Source organism: Parabacteroides sp. CH2-D42-20 (genome assembly GCF_003670185.1).
GTDB lineage: Bacteria > Bacteroidota > Bacteroidia > Bacteroidales > Tannerellaceae > Parabacteroides > Parabacteroides distasonis.
Genome location: NZ_RAYG01000001.1, coordinates 263484 through 283574 on the forward strand (window position 1 = coordinate 263484; position 20091 = coordinate 283574).

A 20091-nucleotide genomic window follows, 5' to 3' on the forward strand; every position below is an offset into this window, starting at 1 on the left:
TCAATTTAAATTGTTTACTTTGTAGACATAGCATGCAAAATAGAGGCATACTCCTGTCTCCACATCTAACAAATGCTAATAATTATACAGAATGGCAAAGAATAAACCTGCAAAAAAAGATAACAAAGAGAAAAAAGGCAAAAAGGACAAAGGATCTGGTAAACGTATGAAAAAAGAAGCGATGATCCAAGCTATCATTTCCGTATTCCAATCCTCTCCCAAGGAACCTTTCAACTATAAACAAATCAGCAAGATCATCGGAGTCGAGAACCAAGTGCAGAAATTGCAGGTGGTAGACATCCTGTATGACTTGTCCGCCGAGGATATCATCACCGAGATCGACCGTGGCCGTTACCGTCTCAACGGATTGGGAACCCTAGCCGTAGGAACTTTCGCACGCCGCAGCAATGGAAAGAATTCTTTCATCCCTGAAGACGGAGGTACGCCGGTATTTATCGCTGAACGTAATTCCGGGCATGCCATGGATGGAGACAAAGTGAAAGTACAGCTTTTCGCCAAACGTAAAGGTGCCGAGCCGGAAGGTGAGGTCGTGGAAATCCTTGAGAGCAAGGAGCGTACTTTCGTAGGTAAACTTCAAGTAGCTAAAGGCTTTGCCTTCTTGATTACGGAAAATAAAACGTTGGCAAACGATATTTTCATCCCTAAGGATAAACTGAAAGGGGGCAAGAACGGCGACAAAGCGATCGTACGTATCGTGGAATGGCCGGATGAAGCCAAGAATCCACTGGGTGAGGTCATCGATATATTAGGTATCGCCGGACAGAATACCGCCGAGATGCACGCGATCCTTGCCGAATTCGGATTGCCTTACAAATATCCTTCCTCGGTAGAAAAAGCGGCGGATAAGATCCCGGAAGCGATCTCTCCGGAGGAAATTGAGAACCGGGAGGATTTCCGGGGGATAACAACCTTCACGATCGACCCGAAGGACGCAAAAGACTTCGACGATGCCCTTTCCGCACGCCGTTTGGATAACGGGAACTGGGAGGTTGGCGTACATATCGCCGACGTAACACATTATGTGAAAACGGACGGTGTCATCGATAAAGAGGCGCAAAGCCGTGCGACTTCCGTTTATCTGGTAGACCGTACGATACCGATGCTTCCTGAGCGACTTTGCAACCAAATATGCTCTTTACGTCCCGACGAGGAAAAATTATGCTTCTCCGCTGTCTTCGAACTAAATAGCGATGCCGTAGTGCAAAACTCCCGGATCTGCCGCACGATCATCAAGAGCGACCGCCGCTTTACCTATGAGGAGGCACAAGAAGTGATCGAAACCGGCGAGGGAGATTATAAAGAGGAGATTCTAGCCTTGAACGATCTTGCCAAGAAATTGCGGGAACGCCGTTTCAAGAGTGGCGCTATCAACTTCGACCGCTATGAGGTTAAATTCGAGATCGACGAACAAGGGAAACCGGTCCGTGTTTATTTCAAGGTCTCAAAAGACGCTAATAAGTTAATCGAGGAGTTCATGCTATTGGCAAACCGTACCGTAGCCGAGTTCGTGGGCCGTCCTCCTAAAGGAAAGACTAAGAAGACATTTGTTTATCGTATCCATGAGCTTCCGGACCCAGATAAAATGGAGAATTTCGCCTCTTTTATCCGTCGCTTCGGCTATAAGTTGAAAACAGACGGCACGAAGACGGATGTCTCCAAGGGAATCAACTCCTTATTAGACAATGTACAAGGAAAGCCGGAAGAGAACTTGATCGAGACAGTGGCGATCCGTGCCATGCAAAAGGCCCGTTACTCCACGGAGAATATCGGTCACTATGGCTTGGCTTTCGAATACTATACACATTTCACCTCTCCTATCCGCCGTTATCCGGATATGATGGTACACCGATTGCTGGAACGTTATCTAGCTGGTGGCCGTAGCGTTATACAAAAGAAGTATGAGGATTTATGCGATCATTGTTCCAACATGGAGCAAGTCGCCGCCAACGCAGAGCGTGCATCCATCAAATATAAGCAAGTAGAATTCATGCAGGATAAGCTCGGCATGGTATTCGACGGCGTTATCTCCGGTGTCACCGAATGGGGACTTTACGTAGAACTGAACGAGAATAAATGCGAGGGACTCGTACCTATCCGTGATCTGGATGACGATTACTATGAGTTTGATGAGAAGAATTATTGTTTATTGGGCCGTCGCAAGAAACGTCAATATCGTTTGGGAGACCCTATCACTATCAAAGTAGCGCAAGCGAATCTGGAACGTAAGCAACTCGATTTCCAATTAGCGGAATAAGGCCTTTTTCAAAGTAAGTATAACTTCATCAGACAACGAAGTTATACTTACTTAGGCATTTTGATTATACTTACTAGGACAAGTAAGTATAATTTACTTTTTATCACCAATACATAAGTCCCAGCGCCCCACAAGCGATCAGCCCGATTCCCAACAACGCATAGAAGATACGTGCGCCGCCACGACCGAACCAGTTCACGAAAGTCATCGCCCCGCTGGTTTTAAAGTACCAATCAAAATTACAGATCGCCGCTACGATTGAGAACAATCCCAAAGCGATAAACAAGGATAAGATAAAGTATTCGGAAGGATCCATAGACTTACTTAACCTCTACAGTACGTGAACCGTCCGGATTCTCCGAGATCGTGACATTTACCACATCTCCGGGTAACAACTCATCTATTTTCTCCGGCCATTCAATAAAACATAAAGCTCCGCTATAGAAATAGTCTTCCGTTCCAATATCTTCGGCCTCACTCAATTTATTGATCCGGTAAAAATCAAAATGATAAATCAATTCTCCCGTCGTATCGCTACGGTACTCATTGATAATAGCGAATGTGGGACTGTTGATCACGTCCTCCACACCCAATTCCTCGCAGATCGCCTTGATAAAGGTAGTCTTACCGGCCCCCATCGGACCATAGAAGGCAAAGACCGTACGATCATCCATCCCGGCGATAAACTCCTTGGCCGCCTCATGGATCTTATCCAAACTTTCTATTTTCAGTGTGCTCATAGCATTCGTGTTTACAGTTTATATGGACTGCAAAGTTCGTGATATTTATGATATACGCAACTTTTCGGCATATTATCATTTCGGTTCCATCGTAATAAACGGCACCAACATCTCCTCCATCGAGATTCCTCCGTGCTGGAATGTATTTTTATAATAGGATACGTAATAGTTATAATTATTCGGATAAGCGAAGAAATTCTCTCCGTAAGCGAAAATATACTTACTACTTAGATTCGGGGAGGGAAGTCCTACTTTTTCCGGATCCCGGATCTCGAATACCTCTTTCGGATTGTAGTTCAAGTTCTTGCCTACTTTATAGCGTAGATTGGTATTCGTATTCTTATCGCCTATCACCTTGATCGGATTCGTTACCCGGATCGTCCCATGATCGGTCGTAACGATTACCTTAGCTCCCCGCTCAGCGATTCGTTTGAACAACTCAAGCGTAGAAGAGTGCTGGAACCATGATTTAGTCAAGCTGCGATAGGCTGCCTCGCTTTGCGCCAACTCACGGATCATCTTACTCTCCGTACGAGCATGCGAAAGCATATCCACGAAGTTCAGCACAATCACATTCAGTTGATTACGAGTAAGAGAAGGGATCGTAGCCAACAATTTCTCTCCATATTGGGAATCGTGTACTTTATTATATGAGAAGGTATATTTCTTACGGAACCGATCGATCTGGGTTTGAATCAATGGAGCCTCATTCAAATTCTTACCTTCCTCGCTCTCCTCATCCACCCACAAATCCGGGAACATCCGCTCTATTTGCGAAGGCATCAAGCCCGAGAATATGGAGTTGCGGGCATATTGCGTGGCGGTTGGCAGTATGCTATAATACAAGCTCTCGTCAAACGTAAAATACTCAGTAAGCAATTCTTTTACCACCCGCCATTGATCCAGCCGGAAATTATCGATCAATATAAAGAAAACCTTCTCGTCATTATCCAACATTGGGAAGACTTTCTTCTTAAACAGGTCGGGGCTCATCAACGGGCGATCGACCGGATTCTGTATCCAGTCCACATAATTCTTCTTCACGAATTTGGCAAAAGCGTTATTGGCCTCTTCCTTCTGCATACGGAGCATATCTGTCATTGCCACTTGGCTGCTTTCCAGTTCCAGTTCCCAGTACACCAATTTCTTATAGACCTCCATCCAGTCGTCTGTGGTCAAGGAATCATTGATTTGCATACCGATACGACCGAATTCCTGCTGATAACCCACCGTGGTCGTCTCGGAGATAATCACGTTCTTATGGACATTCTTCTTGATAGAGAGAAGCAATTGGTTGGGATTTACCGGTTTGATCAAATAATCCGCAATCTTATTTCCGATCGCCTGATTCATGATACTTTCCTCCTCACTTTTAGTCACCATCACGACCGGCACATTCGGAGCGATCTCCTTGATATGCGACAGCGTCTCCAATCCTGTCAAGCCGGGCATATTCTCATCGAGAAAAATAATGTCAAACGATTGTTCCTTACAGCAGTCAATAGCGTCTTGCCCGCTCACCACCGGAACGACCTCATACCCTTTGTCCTGCAAGAACAAGATATGCGGTTTCAACAAATCAATCTCGTCATCAGCCCAAAGTACTCTATCTTTCTTCGCTGCCATAAGCTTACCTAGTTTATTTACAAATATATGGATAATCCTCCATATAACAACGAAAGAAACGGGATGTTTCGTATTTGATCTCGTAATTTTCCCAAATCCAGATAAGCGAATAGCCAATGAGGAGATCTCCTTCATCAACTCACGAACAGTACTCTCTCTTACTGACTAAGGTTCAAAAATATCCAATTTATCTACAACATCTACAACTATCCTTGTAATCATCTATCGTTAGACGGTTTAGCCTATGGTGGTAGATAAAAAACATCTACAATTATCAGGCCCTATCTACCATCATTTACTGCTTTTCTATCTCTAAACAGAACGATCTCCCCACATTCGCCGTATATCATTATACGGCCTCTTCTTGATATAGATAAAATATTAACATATAAGCTTATACAGTTTTTATCCATGAAAAACTAAAGTTTTATACCGCTAAAACCTTTGTTTTCCGCTTAGGAAACTTTTGTTTCTATATAGGGAAACTAAGGTTTCTTCGGCACGAAACTTTTGTCTTCTGTAGGAGTGAAGAAAATAGTTCCCTAGGAACTATGTTCATGACTATTTAGTGCCAAATGCCTTTTATGTTAAAACTCCAAAAGATGAGGCAAATATATTGATTTCTTTTAGCAAAACACAATCTTTTCTATTCTAAATCAATATTGTCTTATATTTTATTGACATAACTATATGATTTCAGGGCATAAAAGTCTCACCGGTTAGTCTATTTACGCTCTGTAGATACAATATGTGAATTAGAAAGAAGCGTAGTTTGTAAATACCAAATATAGTTCCTAGGGAACTTTGCAGAACTTAGTTTTACTCCAGAAGTCATGTAATCTTATTTTTATTATTTAGCTTATAATGGCAAAAGACAATTTTAACATTATTTACGAACGAAACTATCAACGATCGTTCATGTTCGCTAAATCATACGTACATGATGATATGATAGCAGAAGATATCGTATCCGATTCTCTTGTGAAGTATTGGAGACTGATCTCCACCCAAAAAGGAGAAGCGACAGAAGCTCTTTTACTTTCAATCTTGAGAAATAAAGCTCTCGACTACTTACGCCATAAAGCTGTACATAATGCTGCGATCGAAAATCTAGAAGAAATAAAAAAGCGAGAACTAAGTATCCGCATATCCACTTTAGAGGCTTGTGATCCAGAAGAAATTTTCCGGGAAGAGATACGCACAATCCTTCAGCGCACCCTACAATCATTGCCCGAACAAACTCGCAGGATATTCGAGATGAGTCGTTTCGAAAACAAAACAGTGAAAGAAATCGCTATAGAAACCAACCTCTCCGTAAAAGGAGTAGAATACCACATTACCAAGACTTTAAAAGTATTACGTATCAATCTAAAAGATTATCTTCCCTTATTCTATTTTCTTTTTTCTTGACTTTTCTCGTTTTTCCACTAGGGATCTATCTTGCAGCATCGTTTATTATTTATAAAGCGAAATTAATAGATACCATGAAGGAATTACTACAACGATACATAAAAGGAGAGGTTTCAGAGAAAGAAAGACTGAAAATAGCATCATGGTTAGACGAAAGCCCTGAAAACATGCGTGAATTTCTGGTTTTACGCAAATTATATGACATTTCACTTTGGCAAGCCAATACAGATAAGACAAATTCCGTAAAGAAAGTACATTATTCCATACGGAAGGTAATGGCCGAGATCTTAAAAATCGCAGCCATCTTTCTAATCGGCTTTTGGGGAAGCAAACAACTGCAGATACAACAATCGAACAAGAAACAAATGCAAACCATTCATGTCCCTGCCGGACAACGGGCAGAGGTCACCTTAGCCGATGGTACGCATGTATGGCTGAACTCTCGCTCAACCCTAAAATTTCCTGAACAATTCAGCGCAAACACCCGAAACGTGGAATTAGACGGCGAAGGTTACTTCTCTGTCCAGCACAATGAAAATAGTCCATTTACCGTACATACCCAAAATCATGATATTCAAGTATTAGGTACAGAGCTCAATGTGAAAGCTTACCATAACACATCCTTGTTCGAAACCGCCCTTTTAAAGGGAAGTGTAAAAATCAGTTCCCCTAATTTAAGAAATGGATTACAACTCAAGCCTAATGAAATCGTTAGTATAGAGAATAGGATGCTCAAGAAATCTACAATTAATAATAGCGACTATTTTAAATGGAAAGAAGGCCTGTTCTGTTTTGAGAATGAATCAATCCAAGATCTAATAAAGAAACTAGAACTTTATTATGATACTACGATTGAGATCCAACGTCCCTCATTGTTGAAACATCACTATTCCGGCAAATTCCGTATTCAAGATGGAATAGAGCATGTATTAAAAGTACTTCAGTTAAAACATAAATTCACATACATCAAAGATGACGATAAGAATCTAATAATCATAAAGTAAGAACAGAATGTTAACCTTATAAATCATGTATGCCTATGAGATAAAAAATATCAAAAAAGAAACGGTATATAAAAACCGGGAAATGCGGCAACACTCCCCGGAAAGAATCAATACCACATGCACTTAAATCATCAGTATCAAATTCAAGAGTTACAAATGTATGAAAAATCAAACAAAAAGAGTTATGAAGTTAACTTTTATAACACTATTTCTATCAACCACAGGAATGTTTGCATCTGTTAATTCGCAAAATACACGGGTCAATATCCATGTGAACAATGCAAACACTCAAATTGTCTTAAACGAAATCGAAAAACAAACAGACTATCTCTTTGTGTACGACACCAAAGAAATAGATCTAAATCGTAAGGTTTCCGTAGAGGCGCAAAATAAAACCGTAGCAGATGTGTTATCATCTGTCTTTACCCAAACAGACATCTCATATGCGATGGAGGGTAATAACATCATGTTAATGCGAAAAAACACTTCTGTTACACAACAGAGTAACCGGAGAATTACCGGTGTTGTGAAAGACGCAATTGGTGAACCTATCATTGGAGCAAATATCGTGGAGAAGGGAACCACAAACGGTATAATCACCGACATTAACGGAAATTTCAGCCTTATGGTCTCCGAGAACGCCATCTTGCAAATTTCCTATATCGGATATCAGACACAAGAAATCCCGACCAAAGGGCAGACGAACATCCAAATTACCATGAAGGATGACGCACAAGCATTGGATGATGTCGTTGTTATCGGTTATGGTACGCAACGCAAGAAAGACGTAGCCGGATCTATCTCTTCCATATCTACGAAGGATTTATCTATTCAATCATCCGGGAATATACAGAACCTTCTTCAAGGTAGGTTATCCGGTGTGTCCGTAACAACTTCCGGCGTAGCTGGCGATGCTCCTGCTATCCGTATTCGAGGTGTCGGAACACTGAATAATAACAGCCCGTTGTATGTCATTGATGGTTTTCCTACAAAAAGCGAGATCGCATCCCAAATAAATCCTTCAAGTATAGAGTCTGTACAAGTATTGAAGGATGCTTCCTCCGCCTCTATCTATGGTTCCCAAGCAGCTAACGGGGTTATCTTAATCACGACAAAGCAAGGTAAAGAAGGAAAACCTACCGTTGACGTAAAAGTAAACGTAGGTGTACAACTTCCTACCAACTTGCCGGAAATGCTAAACTCCCAACAATATGGAGAAGTCTTGTGGAATGCGATGAGAAACGCCGGGTTAACACCACAGCATGACCAATATGGCAACGGAGCTACACCCGTCATTCCTGATTATATTCTACCGGCAGGAGCCATGGAAGGCCAGGTAGATCTCAGCACTTATAATACCGCAGAAAATCAATTTATGCGCGCTAATAAGATCGGAACTAATTGGGCTGATGAAGTTTATCGCCCCGCACCGACTACAAACATTGATATCAGCGCACAAGGAGGTGGCAATGGGTCTAAATATTTCTTGAGCGCAAACTATTATAAACAAGAAGCTCTTGTAAAATGGGCGGGCTATGATCGCTTCTCTTTACGAGCCAATTCTCAATTTAAGATTTTGAGCTTCGCCACATTAGGATCAAACCTAAGCGCAACTTACTCTAAATACAAAGGAAGCAAATCAGACCATGAGGCCGTACGTATGGCTCCGCTTATTCCGGTTTACGACGTAGAAGGTAATTGGGCCGGAACAAAAGCTAATGGTTTAGGTGATTCCAAGAATCCGGTAGCCCAACTTTATAATCAAAGAGAGAATTACAATGACAACCTCAACTTGTTAGGTAATTTGTATTTGGATATCAATTTCTTGAAATACTTCCAATTCAAGACAAATGTCGGCGTAAACGTTGAGGATAGCGGCTCCAAAGAGTTCAATCCAAAAACTTATTGGAACAAAGGAGACGCAAATACGCTAGTGAATTCTTTAAAGGAAGCAAGAGGCCGTAAATCAGAATTGGTTTGGAACAATACTTTGACCTTCACGAAAAAATTTCGTGAAACACATAATCTGAATGTTTTGCTAGGTACAGAAGCCATTAGTTCTAAAATAGAGAATCTCTCTGCTTATAGAAGTAATTTTATTATCGAGGATCCCGATTATAGATACCTTGACGCTGGCGAATCCAACAAGGACAATACAGGCAACGCAAATGAATACGCTTTGTTCTCTCTGTTCGCACGTGTCAATTATCAATATAAAGACAAATATTATTTAGGGGCTATTATTCGTCGAGATGGGTCCTCACGTTTTGGTGCGAATCATAGATATGGCTACTTCCCAGGGGTAAACGCCGCATGGAGACTTACGGAAGAAAACTTCATGAAAGGGCAAGATATTCTTAGTGATTTGAAAATCAGAGCCAGTTACGGTTTGACAGGAAATCAGGATATCGATAACTACGCATTTGCGTCCATGTATTATACGAATATCTCAACTAGCAGCTATCCTATAGCGGGAGATCCAAACTCTGTCACTCAAGGTATCAGTAAGGAGAGCATTGGTAATCCGGATCTTAAATGGGAGACGACTACACAAACAAACATTGGTATCGACGCAGGTCTTTTTAATAATAAACTGAATTTGTCATTCGATTTCTACCATAAATATACTACCGACATCTTGCAAAGAATTACTTATCCTTCTACCGGAGGAGTGGCAAGTGCCCCATTTATGAATATCGGTGAAATGCAAAATAACGGATATGAATTGAATATCAATTTCCAGAATACGACAGACTATGGTTTCCGGTACGAATTAGGGCTCATTTTGTCCGGATATCGTAATGAGGTAAAGAAATTAGCTTCAAATCAATTCATATCGAACACATATACAAGAACAGAAGTAGGTCATCCGATTTCCTCTTTCTATGGCTATGTGATCGATGGTATTTTCCAAACACAAGGCGAGGTCGACTCGCATGTAGAACAGTCAGACAAAGCAATCGGCCGTTGGAAATATAGAGATGTGAATAATGACGGAAAAATAGACAGCCAAGATAGGGCCTATATCGGTAATCCTCACCCTGATTTCGAGTACTCTTTGAGTTCACGCTTCTATTACAAGAACTTCGATTTGTCTCTTTATATCCAAGGCAGTCAAGGAAATGATATTTGTTTCGCATCGAAAGGCGGTAGGGATGGCCTTGATTTCTGGGGAGATTATTTCAATAAAAGTACCCGTATATTGAATACTTGGACTCCTGAAAACAGAAATGCGGAACTGCCGGAGATCAATATCTTGAATCCAAATGATGAGGCAGGTAAGGTTTCTTCATACTTAATTGAAGATGGTTCTTATATTCGTTTGAAACAATTAGAATTAGGATATACCTTTCCGAAACAAACGCTTTCGAAAATTGGACTCCAGCAATGTCGTGTTTATTTGAACGCGGAAAACTTATTGACATTGACAAAGTATAACAACATTGATCCCGAGGTTAAGAACGGCGATGACAAGAATATGGGTGTCGATTATATGAATAATATGCCACTAGCACGTGTATTCTCCATTGGTTTCAATTTATCATTCTAATACTTAAAATTAAACAAACATGAAAAATCTATTTCATATAGCGAAAAAAACGTTCACATGGGTAACCGTCACGATGGCTGTTAGCCTGTTTAATGGTTGTTCTGATTTTTTGGATAAACAACCATTAGGCAAATTGAATGAGTCTGTATTAACAGATGAAAGTACCGTGAATAAACTCCTTATTGCCTGCTATAGTCCATTAAACGGATTTATCAACGGAGTTTGGGGAATAACAAGTGGGCCGGATAATGTCTTCTATGGAGATATGTGCGCTGGAAATATCCATAAAGGAAGTACTACCGGCGATCAAGGCGAACTGCTACAGATGGAGCGTTATGTCGCTACTGCTGAAAATGGTCGTATCCGGGATAAATGGATACTGGTATATGGAGCTATTGAGCGTTGCAACGACGTACTTCGTATGCTGAATGATAATAAAATTGATGGCTTATCAGAAGAAAGTGAAATGGAAATTAGAGCAGAAGCCCGTTTCCTAAGAGGATATTATCATTTTGAAGCGAAAAAAATCTGGAACATGGTCCCTTATATTGATGAATACGTAGAAGATCCGCAAAGAAGGGTTCCCAATGACAAAGATATTTGGCCTAATATTGAAGAAGACTTCTCTTTTGCTACCGGAATTTTACCGGATAATCAGAGTGAGCCTGGAAGACCTACGAAAAACGCCGCTAAAGCGTTCTTGGCCAAGGCTTATTTATTCCAGCAAAAATACAGCGAGGCAAAAGTTTTATTAGACGAAGTCATCACTAGCGGAAAATATAAGTTACTTGACAATTATTTTGATAACTTCAATGCGGAGCAAAACAATAACGCAGAAGTGGTATGGTCTAACCAGGTAGCGGTAAATGTAGCGGGAGCTGGTTACGATCGTAGCCAACGTGGTTTCGACTTATCTTATCCCAACGCTCCAGATCAACCAAACTTAAGTGGAGCCGGATTCCAACAACCTACTTTCGACTTAGTAAATGCCTATCAAGTAGACGAAAATGGCCTACCCATGATTGACACTTACGCTGACCATGAATTCAAAAACGACCAAGATATCGAATCTAGCGAGGCATGGGAACCGGATATGGAAACCCCTGTAGATCCGAGATTAGACTGGGTCGTTGGTCGTAGAGGCGTTCCATATCATGATTGGGGATTGCACCCGGGAAAAGCTTGGATCAGGGATCAAGTCAGCGCAGGTCCTTATAACCAAAAGAAATGGATTATATTAGAAAGCCAACTTGCTACATACGCTTATGACAATACAGCAAAATTTAACGCAATGAATTTCAATATTATTCGATACGCTCAAGTATTATTGTGGGCAGCGGAATGTGAGGTGGAGATTGGTAACCCTGAGAAAGCAAAAGAATATGTCAATATGATTCGTCAAAGGGCAAAAGACGGATCTTACGTGAGATTAGGAGATGAAGCGCCTTTTGGCAATGGTCCAGTTGCCGCCAATTACAAAGTGAATATCTATAAAGATTCATGGGCAGGACTTAGTAAAGACGTATTACGAAAACGTGTACGATTTGAAGAACGCTTGGAACTTGCGTTAGAAGGTCATTTCTTCTTCGATTTGGTACGTTGGGATATCGCTGAGGATTTTTTAAATAAATATGTCGAAAGAGAAAAAAGACATATCCAATATTTAAATGGAGCCGTTTTTGATAAGAACCATCGCTATTACGCTATTCCCCTAACTGAAATAGATAGAAGCTATGTCGATGGTAAACCGACGTTGACACAGAATCCGGGATATTAATTATAGTAAGTGTGAGGGGGTATCATAATATCCCCTCCACTTTTATCTACAAAAGATTTGAATATGACACAATATCTAAAGTCACTTTATCTATGCATTTGTTTACTGGGGGGATTTATATCTTGTCAAACAAATGAAAGTATCACTCAAGATGAGGAGATACAAACAATCATGGAAGGAATCTCGAATCAAGCGGGTCAAGAAAAAAATCCTTATCTGACAGCAGGAGATAAAACCTACATAATAGGTACGCAAGATGGAAACTTCCCTGATCTTGGCGGACATACTCCCGGAGAGATGGGAGGAGTTTGGAATCATTTGATCAAGCTATTAGATGGCTTTTGGGTAAAAATGACAGATAATAAAGGTAATTCTTGTTGGTTGGAAAACGCAATACAATATACGAATTATCCTTTTGGAAGTAAATTTGAGTACGCTCCTTTATTTAATAATAGTATCCGTGTCAATCGTTTCCAATTTTGCCCACAAGGAAAAAATGGTGTTGTTATTACCTATACCATCGAAAATGTATCGGATTCAGAGCAAACGGTCCTTTTTGATTTTGTCGCAAAAACAGATTTGTTGCCTGTATGGTCATCCGGGACAATCGGGTTAAAAGACGCAAATGATGTCGTGAACTGGGATGCCCAAGATGCCATTTTTAAAGCGAAAGATTTAGGTAATAACTGGAACGTGATTTGGGGAGCGGATCAACATACGAGTATTTATCAACTAGATGCACCTACTTATATAAATACGCAAGGAACGGGTAAAAGTGCCTCTTCTACTTATACGATTACACTTCCTAAGAATCAGGAGAAAAAACTTTCTTTCGTCATCGCAGGATCAAAAGACAGTGAGGAGGATGCCCTAAAAAGTTACAAAGACATCTTAGCGAACCATTCCGAAATGTTGGAAGATAAAAAAATGTATTACACCCAACTATTAGAGAGAGGACGGATTAGCATTCCATATAAAAAGTTACAAGAGGTTTATAACTGGTGCAAAATCAATACGGAATGGCTTGCGGCAGATATGGAAAGTGCAGGACGCTTTCTGGGAGCGGGCGCAATTGAATATCCATGGTTATTCGGTTGTGATAATTCTTATTCATTACAAGGTCTTGTCGCTACAGGTGACCAAAAATTAGCAAAAGAGACATTGAGAGTTATCAAAGAGATGTCAGAGAAAGCCAATGGGAATGGCCGTATTTTGCATGAAATGGCATTCAACGCATTCGTCAGCCACAAAGGAAATACTCAAGAGACTGCTCATTTTGTCATCGCTGTATGGAATGTTTATAAATGGACTGGTGATAACAAATTCCTTGCAGATATGTATCCTTATATGCAAAAAGGTCTGAACTTCCTTTTGAAAGATATGGATACAAATAAGAATATGTTCCCCGAAGGGTATGGAATCATGGAAGTTAGAGGATTAAATGCGGAATTGATTGATGTCTCTGTTTATACCCAGCAAGCACTGGAAGTTATGTCGCAGATTGCCTTAATAATGGGAGAAGAAGCATTTGCCAGTGAGTGCGCCTCGCAAGCAATCGATTTGAAAGAAAGGATAAACGACCTATTTTGGGATAAGGATTTAGAAATTTATTGTGATTTTTATGGAACGAGAGAGCAAGCCTTAGAAACGACTAAAGGTGCTATCGAACAGGTTCGTAATACAGAATACAGGTGGGATGTTGCCGAGGTTTCCTTACAGGAATATGAGGATAGCAAGAAAAAGCATATCGCAATGTATGAGGATATGTATAAACAATTTGAAGCGTATCCAACTGGTATTATGAAAGGATGGTTAACTAACAAGAATTGGGTAATAAGCACTCCAATAGAAACTCATATTGCCTCAGAAGACAGAGCTATTCGGCAATTGGATAAAGTACGAAAAGAGCATTGCGGCGAATATGGTCCTTATTTATCCGCAGTCGAAAGAGATCGTATGATGACTATCGCAACAGGCGTACAAGCGATGGCCGAATGCGCTTACGGACGTGTAGATGAGGCTTTATGGTATATCAATCGCATCGTCGATACATTTGGCCGTACACTTCCGGGATCAATTAATGAGATGATGCCTGATTATGGCTGCCCTGTTCAAGCATGGACCATCTATGGTATAGCAACACCTTTGATTCGTTATATATATGGCATACAACCAGAAGCCTATAAAAAGACCTTGACCCTAAGTCCTAATTTACCATCAGATTGGGACTTTATTGAAATGAAAGATCTTCCTGTTGGAAATAATAAGATTAATTATAAAGTAAAACAACTGGAAGATGGATTGGAAATCACGTTAGATACAACTGAAAAGGATTGGAGTTACCTATTAAGACCAGTAAAACAACCTATCAAGCGATTTATCGTGAATGGTAAGGAACAACGGATTTAGAGAGAGACGGGGCATGCCCCGTCTCCACATATAGACACCGCCTCATAATGATCTAAAATTAAAGCAGATAACCCCAACTATTTTGAGTAAATAGAACTTAGTCTGAATTCCGTATTCAAGACCTCTTTCCACTCTAACCTTTTACTATCAATGCGATAAATGGACAACAATCAATTTCTTTCATCCCATATTATACTTGAGATAACCGGAAAGCGGGGAAAATGAAAGTATGATTACTTTAACTATTTTTCTATCAAAAATTCCTACTTTTACCGCTAAATCTGTATTGAAGATGAAAGGAGACGATTTTAATATCATTTATGAACGGAATTACCGACGGTCATTCCTGTTCACCAAATCATATGTACATGATGACATGGTGGCTGAGGATATCGTAGCTGAATCGCTTGTAAAATATTGGCGACTGGTCTCTGCTGGAGAAAACGAGATAACAGAAGCCTTATTGCTCACGATTTTGAAAAATAAAGCCCTTAACTATTTACGCCATAAAGCCATACATGATGCCGCTATTGAAAATTTAGAGGAAATAAAAAATAGAGAACTAAGCATTAGAATTTCCACACTCGAGGCTTGCGATCCGAAAGAGATCTTCTCTGATGAGGTCAATAGGATCATCCACAAAACTTTAAAAAACTTACCAGAACAAACTCATCGAATATTCGAGATGAGCCGCTTCGAAAATAAAACCGTAAAAGAAATAGCGGATGAGACAAACCTCACCATAAAAGGTGTAGAATACCACATAACCAAGGCTTTAAAAGCTTTGCGTATCAACTTGAAAGACTATCTACCCTTATTTTATTTTCTTTTTTCTTAATTTTTTTCATTTTTCCACTAGGGATTTAGCGCACAGCGTTGTTTTTATAATAGAAAATAAATTAACAGACATTCATGGAGCAATTACTACAACGGTACATAAGAGGTAAAGTTTCCGAAGAAGAGAGACTGAAAGTAGTGTCATGGCTGGACGAAAGTCCTGATAACATGCGTGAATTTCTGGCTTTACGTAAATTATATGATATTTCACTTTGGCATACGGATACAGAGCAAAAAACACTTCATAAAAAATTCATTCCAACAATTCGACGTATCGCAATCGAAACACTAAAAATAGCAGCGATCTTTTTAATTGGAATTTTTGTTACTAAACAATTCGTAGAACAAAAAGTAGAGGATATACAAATACAAACCATCCATGTACCCACAGGTCAGCGAGCTGAGTTAACTTTAGCGGACGGGACACATGTTTGGCTCAACTCTCGCTCGACATTGAAATTTCCTAATAAATTCGGTACAAATAAACGGAACGTAGAACTTAACGGAGAAGGGTATTTTTCTGTACATCATGACAAAAAACGTCCTTTTACCGTACAAACCGAAAAATACGCAATTCATGTATTGGGTACCGAATTTAATGTTAAGGCATATCACAACAGTCCTTTATTTGAGACAGCATTATTAAATGGCAGCGTAGAAATATCTTCCTTAACTATGCCGAAAAGATTACGCCTAAAGCCGAACGAGATGGCGATCGCAAGTCAGGAAGGATTAAATACATCCCATATTCCTGACTACAACTACTTTAAATGGAAAGAGGGATTATTCTGTTTCGAAGACGAGTCGATCCAAAGTTTAATAGAAAAGTTACAGCTTTATTATGATATTAAAATTGATGTTCAACGACCATCCTTACTTCAATACCGTTATTCCGGCAAATTCCGTATCAAAGACGGAATTGACCATGTATTGAAAGTATTACAATTAAAACATAAATTCACTTATACAAAAAATGAAGAGACGAATCTAATCGTGATAAAATAAATATTTAGTCGTTAACCTTTTAAATACAGAATATAGAGAATGAAAACATAACAAACAATTAACAGCACAAATTACACAAAAAGGGAGATGCTGCAACATCCCCCTTCCGTAAGTCAGTACCAGACTTGCGAAAATAAATTCATTTAGTACTAACAAATAAGACATTACAAATGTATGAAAAAAATTTGTAACGGGCATTTTATGTCCCCTTTTAACACAGAAGACAAAACATTTCGAATAATGAGATTAACATTCATTGCATTATTTGTATTCAGTTTCAGCTTACTCGCATCCGTACATTCACAAACGATGCGCATCAATATCAATGCTAATAATGAATCTACGCATTCAATTTTAGAACAGATAGAACAGCAAACTGATTATTTATTCATTTATAATACAAATGAAATCGACTTAAACCGTAAAGCATCCGTACACGCTCAAGACCAAACGGTAATGGATGTTTTGTCACAAATTTTCAGAAACACGAATATTGGATATGCGATTGAAGGCAGTAATATCATGTTGATGAAGAAAGATGAAAAAGCAGAACAACAACAGGATAACAATAAGGTCTCAGGAACAATTACAGATAAATCTGGAGAACCTATTATCGGTGCTAACGTCGTTATAAAAGGAACAACTAACGGAACTATTACAGATATAGATGGTAATTATACGTTAGATGTTCCTGTTTCTGCCATCTTACAGATTTCCTATATCGGATATTTGACACAAGATGTTCCTGTAAATGGGAAACAACAAATCAATATCCGTTTAGTAGAAGATACGCAACAATTAGACGAGGTGGTAGTGGTTGGCTACGGTACACAGAAAAAAGGGGAATTAACTTCATCTATTTCCAGCATAAAAAGTGAAACATTCATTCAAGGTTCAGTGCAAGACGCAGCCCAGTTGCTTCAAGGAAAGGTTGCGGGACTTGGCATTGTCATGCCAAATGGTGATCCGACGTCTTCATCCCAAATTGTATTGCGTGGTATCGGCTCACTAAAAGGAGACCGGGTGCCATTAGTTATTGTCGATGGAGTTCCGGGTGATATGAGCACTGTTGCACCAGAAGATATCGAAAGCATAGATGTTATAAAAGACGGCTCAGCCGCCGCTATTTATGGAACCAGAGGAAATAATGGTGTTATTTTCATCACCACAAAAAAAGTGAAAGGAGAGATACCTGTAACTATTGATATTCAAGCTTATGTCACTACCCAGCAAATCAAAAAAAGATTAGATATGATGGATGCCAATCAATACCGTCAATTAGTAAAACAAGGGAAACCCGGCGCTATTGATTATGGTTACGACACAGATTGGCTAGACCAGATATTAAGGACTCCTATTTCTTACGTAACTAATGCCAGTCTACGCGGAGGTAATCGCAACTCTAATTATATCGCAAACATAAACTATAAGTCTGGCCAAGGCATTATCAAACGCTCAGACAATAGAGTATTAACCACACGATTGGAAATCAACCATTCTATGTGGGATAATTTATTAAAGTTTAATTTAAACATCATGGGTAAAGAACAAAGATATACAGCCTTAGGAGATGGCAAAAGCTTCAATGGGGAAATTTACCGAAATGCGTTAATCAATATTCCAACTGAACGTCCGAAAGACGATAACGGAAACTGGATTGAACATCCGACAATGAACGGATATATGAATCCGGTAGCTGCGCTATATGAAAGTAATGGCGAGAATAAAAGTACCCAATTACGTACATTCGGAACCGTTACATTGACTCCCATGGATGAATTTTTCGTAAAAGCATTAGTGTCGAGAACCTCTTATAATCAAACCCGCGGATATGCTGAAACTAAAAAACACATATCAACTGTCCGCAATGGCAAAAACGGGTTTGCTTCTCGCGGAACAACTGCTTCTATCGATAATCTGTTAGAGATCACAGCCCAATACAAAAATAATTTTGGTGCTCATAATCTTACTGGTTTAGCGGGTTATTCTTATCAAGACAATACTTATGAAAATTATTGGATGCAAAACTGGGATTTTCCATCCGATCAATATAGCTATAATAATATGGGGGCTGGAGCTGCCTTAAAAAGAGGAGAAGTTGAGGAAAAGTCTGAAAAAAACAAGTCTAAGTTAATCGGTGTATTTGCTCGTATCAACTATAGTTTCAATGATCGTTATTTAGCATCTGTCAGTATCCGTCATGAAGGAGCTACACAATTCGGAGCTAATTATAAATGGGGAAATTTTCCGGCCGTATCCGTAGGTTGGAATATACATAATGAGGAATTCATGAGCTCCTTACGTTTTATCAGTAGCTTGAAAGCTCGTTTAGGTTTTGGTGTAACGGGTTCCATTCCTGAAGATCCATATATGTCATTAAGCCGCTTGACCAGCGATAAGAATCTCTATACTGGTTCTGGCTGGCTCCCTTCATTAAAACCTTCAAGTAACGCAAATCCAAACCTGCGTTGGGAAAAAAAAGAAGAGTGGAACTTAGGAGTAGACTTCGGTGTCCTTGATAACCGTATCAGTGGATCTATAGACCTTTATAAACGCACGACAAAAGATATGCTATGGAACTATCAAGTAGCCACTCCTCCTTATTTATATCAGGAAATCCTCGCAAACGCAGGAACTATGCAAAATAAAGGACTAGAGATACACCTCAGTGCAATCCCAGTACAAACAAAAGAATTCTCATGGACAACTAGCTTTAATTATTCGACTAACAAAAATAAGTTGGTTGCCTTATCCAACGAGGAATTCCAATTAAAATCCGGTTATATAGAAGATGGCTGGACTGGCGAACCTATCCAACAATATACCCATCGAATATTTGAAGGGGGTGAGGTTGGTAATTTCTACGGTTTTAAAACTATTGATATAGATAGCGAAGGACGTTGGATTATTGAAGATAAAAACGGTAATCCAAAACCGATCTCAGAGCAACAAGCAGAAGATAAAAAAATTATTGGAAATGGCCTGCCCAAACACCTATTAAGCTGGGATAACAGTTTTACCTTCAAAAATTTCGACTTAGGTATAACTATGCGAGGTGCATTCGACTATGACATCCTCAACTACCCCCGCATGTTTTATGAATGTCCTGTAAACTTGACCCGGGGAAATTTGCTTGCCACAGCTTATGAACCGAAGTACGGAAAGACTGTACTAAACGACCAACAGGAACTTCAATATGTTAGCTATTTCATCGAAAGAGGAAACTTTTGGAAAATTGATAATATCACCATTGGTTATACCTTAAAACTTAAGAATGATTATTTAAAAAGGATACGTATATACGCAACCGGTAATAACCTATTCACATTTACAGGATACAGTGGATTAGACCCTGAGGTTAATACGCAAGGACTTAATCCCGGATGTGATGAATTAGGCCGTTACCCTTCTACACGTTCCTTTACTTTAGGCGCAATGTTTACTTTTTAAAATAAATA

At 39.6% G+C, this 20091-nt stretch carries 12 protein-coding genes; 9 read left to right on the plus strand and 3 right to left on the minus strand.

The genetic code is table 11. From position 1 onward, the window contains the following. Positions 1–91: 91 nt before the first annotated feature. Complete coding sequence (gene rnr / locus D7V92_RS01020; protein WP_121772087.1) at positions 92–2275, plus strand: ribonuclease R; 2184 nt, start codon at positions 92–94, stop codon at positions 2273–2275. Between the two features lie 103 nt (positions 2276–2378). Here the strand turns inward: rnr and D7V92_RS01025 are convergent, their stop codons facing one another. The 3 genes from D7V92_RS01025 to D7V92_RS01035 form a co-directional block, all read right to left on the minus strand. Continuing rightward, positions 2379–2591: an immunity 17 family protein gene (locus D7V92_RS01025; protein WP_005859813.1), complete on the minus strand. Its 213-nt coding sequence runs from the start codon at positions 2589–2591 to the stop codon at positions 2379–2381. Between the two features lie 4 nt (positions 2592–2595). Beyond that, positions 2596–3015: a tRNA (adenosine(37)-N6)-threonylcarbamoyltransferase complex ATPase subunit type 1 TsaE gene (gene tsaE, locus D7V92_RS01030; protein ID WP_005867326.1), complete on the minus strand. Its 420-nt coding sequence runs from the start codon at positions 3013–3015 to the stop codon at positions 2596–2598. 75 nt (positions 3016–3090) lie between these two features. Further along, positions 3091–4641, minus strand: coding sequence for a PglZ domain-containing protein (locus D7V92_RS01035; RefSeq protein ID WP_121772088.1), 1551 nt, complete (start codon positions 4639–4641; stop codon positions 3091–3093). 864 nt (positions 4642–5505) lie between these two features. On the opposite strand from D7V92_RS01035, the gene D7V92_RS01040 reads away from it, so the two are divergent. From D7V92_RS01040 to D7V92_RS01075, 8 genes are all read left to right on the plus strand, one after another. Beyond that, positions 5506–6051: an RNA polymerase sigma-70 factor gene (locus D7V92_RS01040; protein ID WP_036617282.1), complete on the plus strand. Its 546-nt coding sequence runs from the start codon at positions 5506–5508 to the stop codon at positions 6049–6051. Positions 6052–6125: 74 nt separating this feature from the next. Then, entirely contained in the window at positions 6126–7055 is a 930-nt protein-coding gene (locus tag D7V92_RS01045; RefSeq protein ID WP_121772136.1) for a FecR family protein, read from the plus strand. A gap of 334 nt (positions 7056–7389) precedes the next feature. Next, positions 7390–10605, plus strand: a complete 3216-nt coding sequence (locus D7V92_RS01050) for a TonB-dependent receptor (RefSeq protein ID WP_233572769.1) — start codon at positions 7390–7392, stop codon at positions 10603–10605. 19 nt (positions 10606–10624) lie between these two features. After that, entirely contained in the window at positions 10625–12382 is a 1758-nt protein-coding gene (locus D7V92_RS01055) for a RagB/SusD family nutrient uptake outer membrane protein (protein WP_057329570.1), read from the plus strand. 63 nt (positions 12383–12445) lie between these two features. Continuing rightward, positions 12446–14791, plus strand: coding sequence for an amylo-alpha-1,6-glucosidase (locus D7V92_RS01060; RefSeq protein ID WP_121772089.1), 2346 nt, complete (start codon positions 12446–12448; stop codon positions 14789–14791). A gap of 292 nt (positions 14792–15083) precedes the next feature. Beyond that, positions 15084–15629 (plus strand): RNA polymerase sigma-70 factor, encoded by a 546-nt coding sequence (locus tag D7V92_RS01065; protein ID WP_005867296.1) that lies wholly within the window; start codon positions 15084–15086, stop codon positions 15627–15629. Positions 15630–15703: 74 nt separating this feature from the next. After that, the gene (locus D7V92_RS01070; RefSeq protein ID WP_008772924.1) at positions 15704–16633 is read left to right on the plus strand and encodes a FecR family protein; all 930 of its coding nucleotides are present in this window, start codon (positions 15704–15706) and stop codon (positions 16631–16633) included. Positions 16634–16873: 240 nt separating this feature from the next. Further along, the gene (locus tag D7V92_RS01075) at positions 16874–20083 is read left to right on the plus strand and encodes a TonB-dependent receptor (RefSeq protein WP_009016559.1); all 3210 of its coding nucleotides are present in this window, start codon (positions 16874–16876) and stop codon (positions 20081–20083) included. Positions 20084–20091: the final 8 nt, after the last annotated feature.

Coding starts and splice junctions, on each gene's coding strand:
- D7V92_RS01040 (WP_036617282.1), top strand. CDS start 5,506: ATGGCAAAAGACAATTTTAACATTATTTACGAACGAAACTATCAACGA.
- D7V92_RS01045 (WP_121772136.1), top strand. CDS start 6,126: ATGAAGGAATTACTACAACGATACATAAAAGGAGAGGTTTCAGAGAAA.
- D7V92_RS01025 (WP_005859813.1), bottom strand. CDS start 2,591: ATGGATCCTTCCGAATACTTTATCTTATCCTTGTTTATCGCTTTGGGA.
- D7V92_RS01055 (WP_057329570.1), top strand. CDS start 10,625: ATGAAAAATCTATTTCATATAGCGAAAAAAACGTTCACATGGGTAACC.
- D7V92_RS01070 (WP_008772924.1), top strand. CDS start 15,704: ATGGAGCAATTACTACAACGGTACATAAGAGGTAAAGTTTCCGAAGAA.
- tsaE (WP_005867326.1), bottom strand. CDS start 3,015: ATGAGCACACTGAAAATAGAAAGTTTGGATAAGATCCATGAGGCGGCC.
- D7V92_RS01065 (WP_005867296.1), top strand. CDS start 15,084: ATGAAAGGAGACGATTTTAATATCATTTATGAACGGAATTACCGACGG.
- rnr (WP_121772087.1), top strand. CDS start 92: ATGGCAAAGAATAAACCTGCAAAAAAAGATAACAAAGAGAAAAAAGGC.
- D7V92_RS01075 (WP_009016559.1), top strand. CDS start 16,874: ATGAGATTAACATTCATTGCATTATTTGTATTCAGTTTCAGCTTACTC.
- D7V92_RS01035 (WP_121772088.1), bottom strand. CDS start 4,641: ATGGCAGCGAAGAAAGATAGAGTACTTTGGGCTGATGACGAGATTGAT.
- D7V92_RS01060 (WP_121772089.1), top strand. CDS start 12,446: ATGACACAATATCTAAAGTCACTTTATCTATGCATTTGTTTACTGGGG.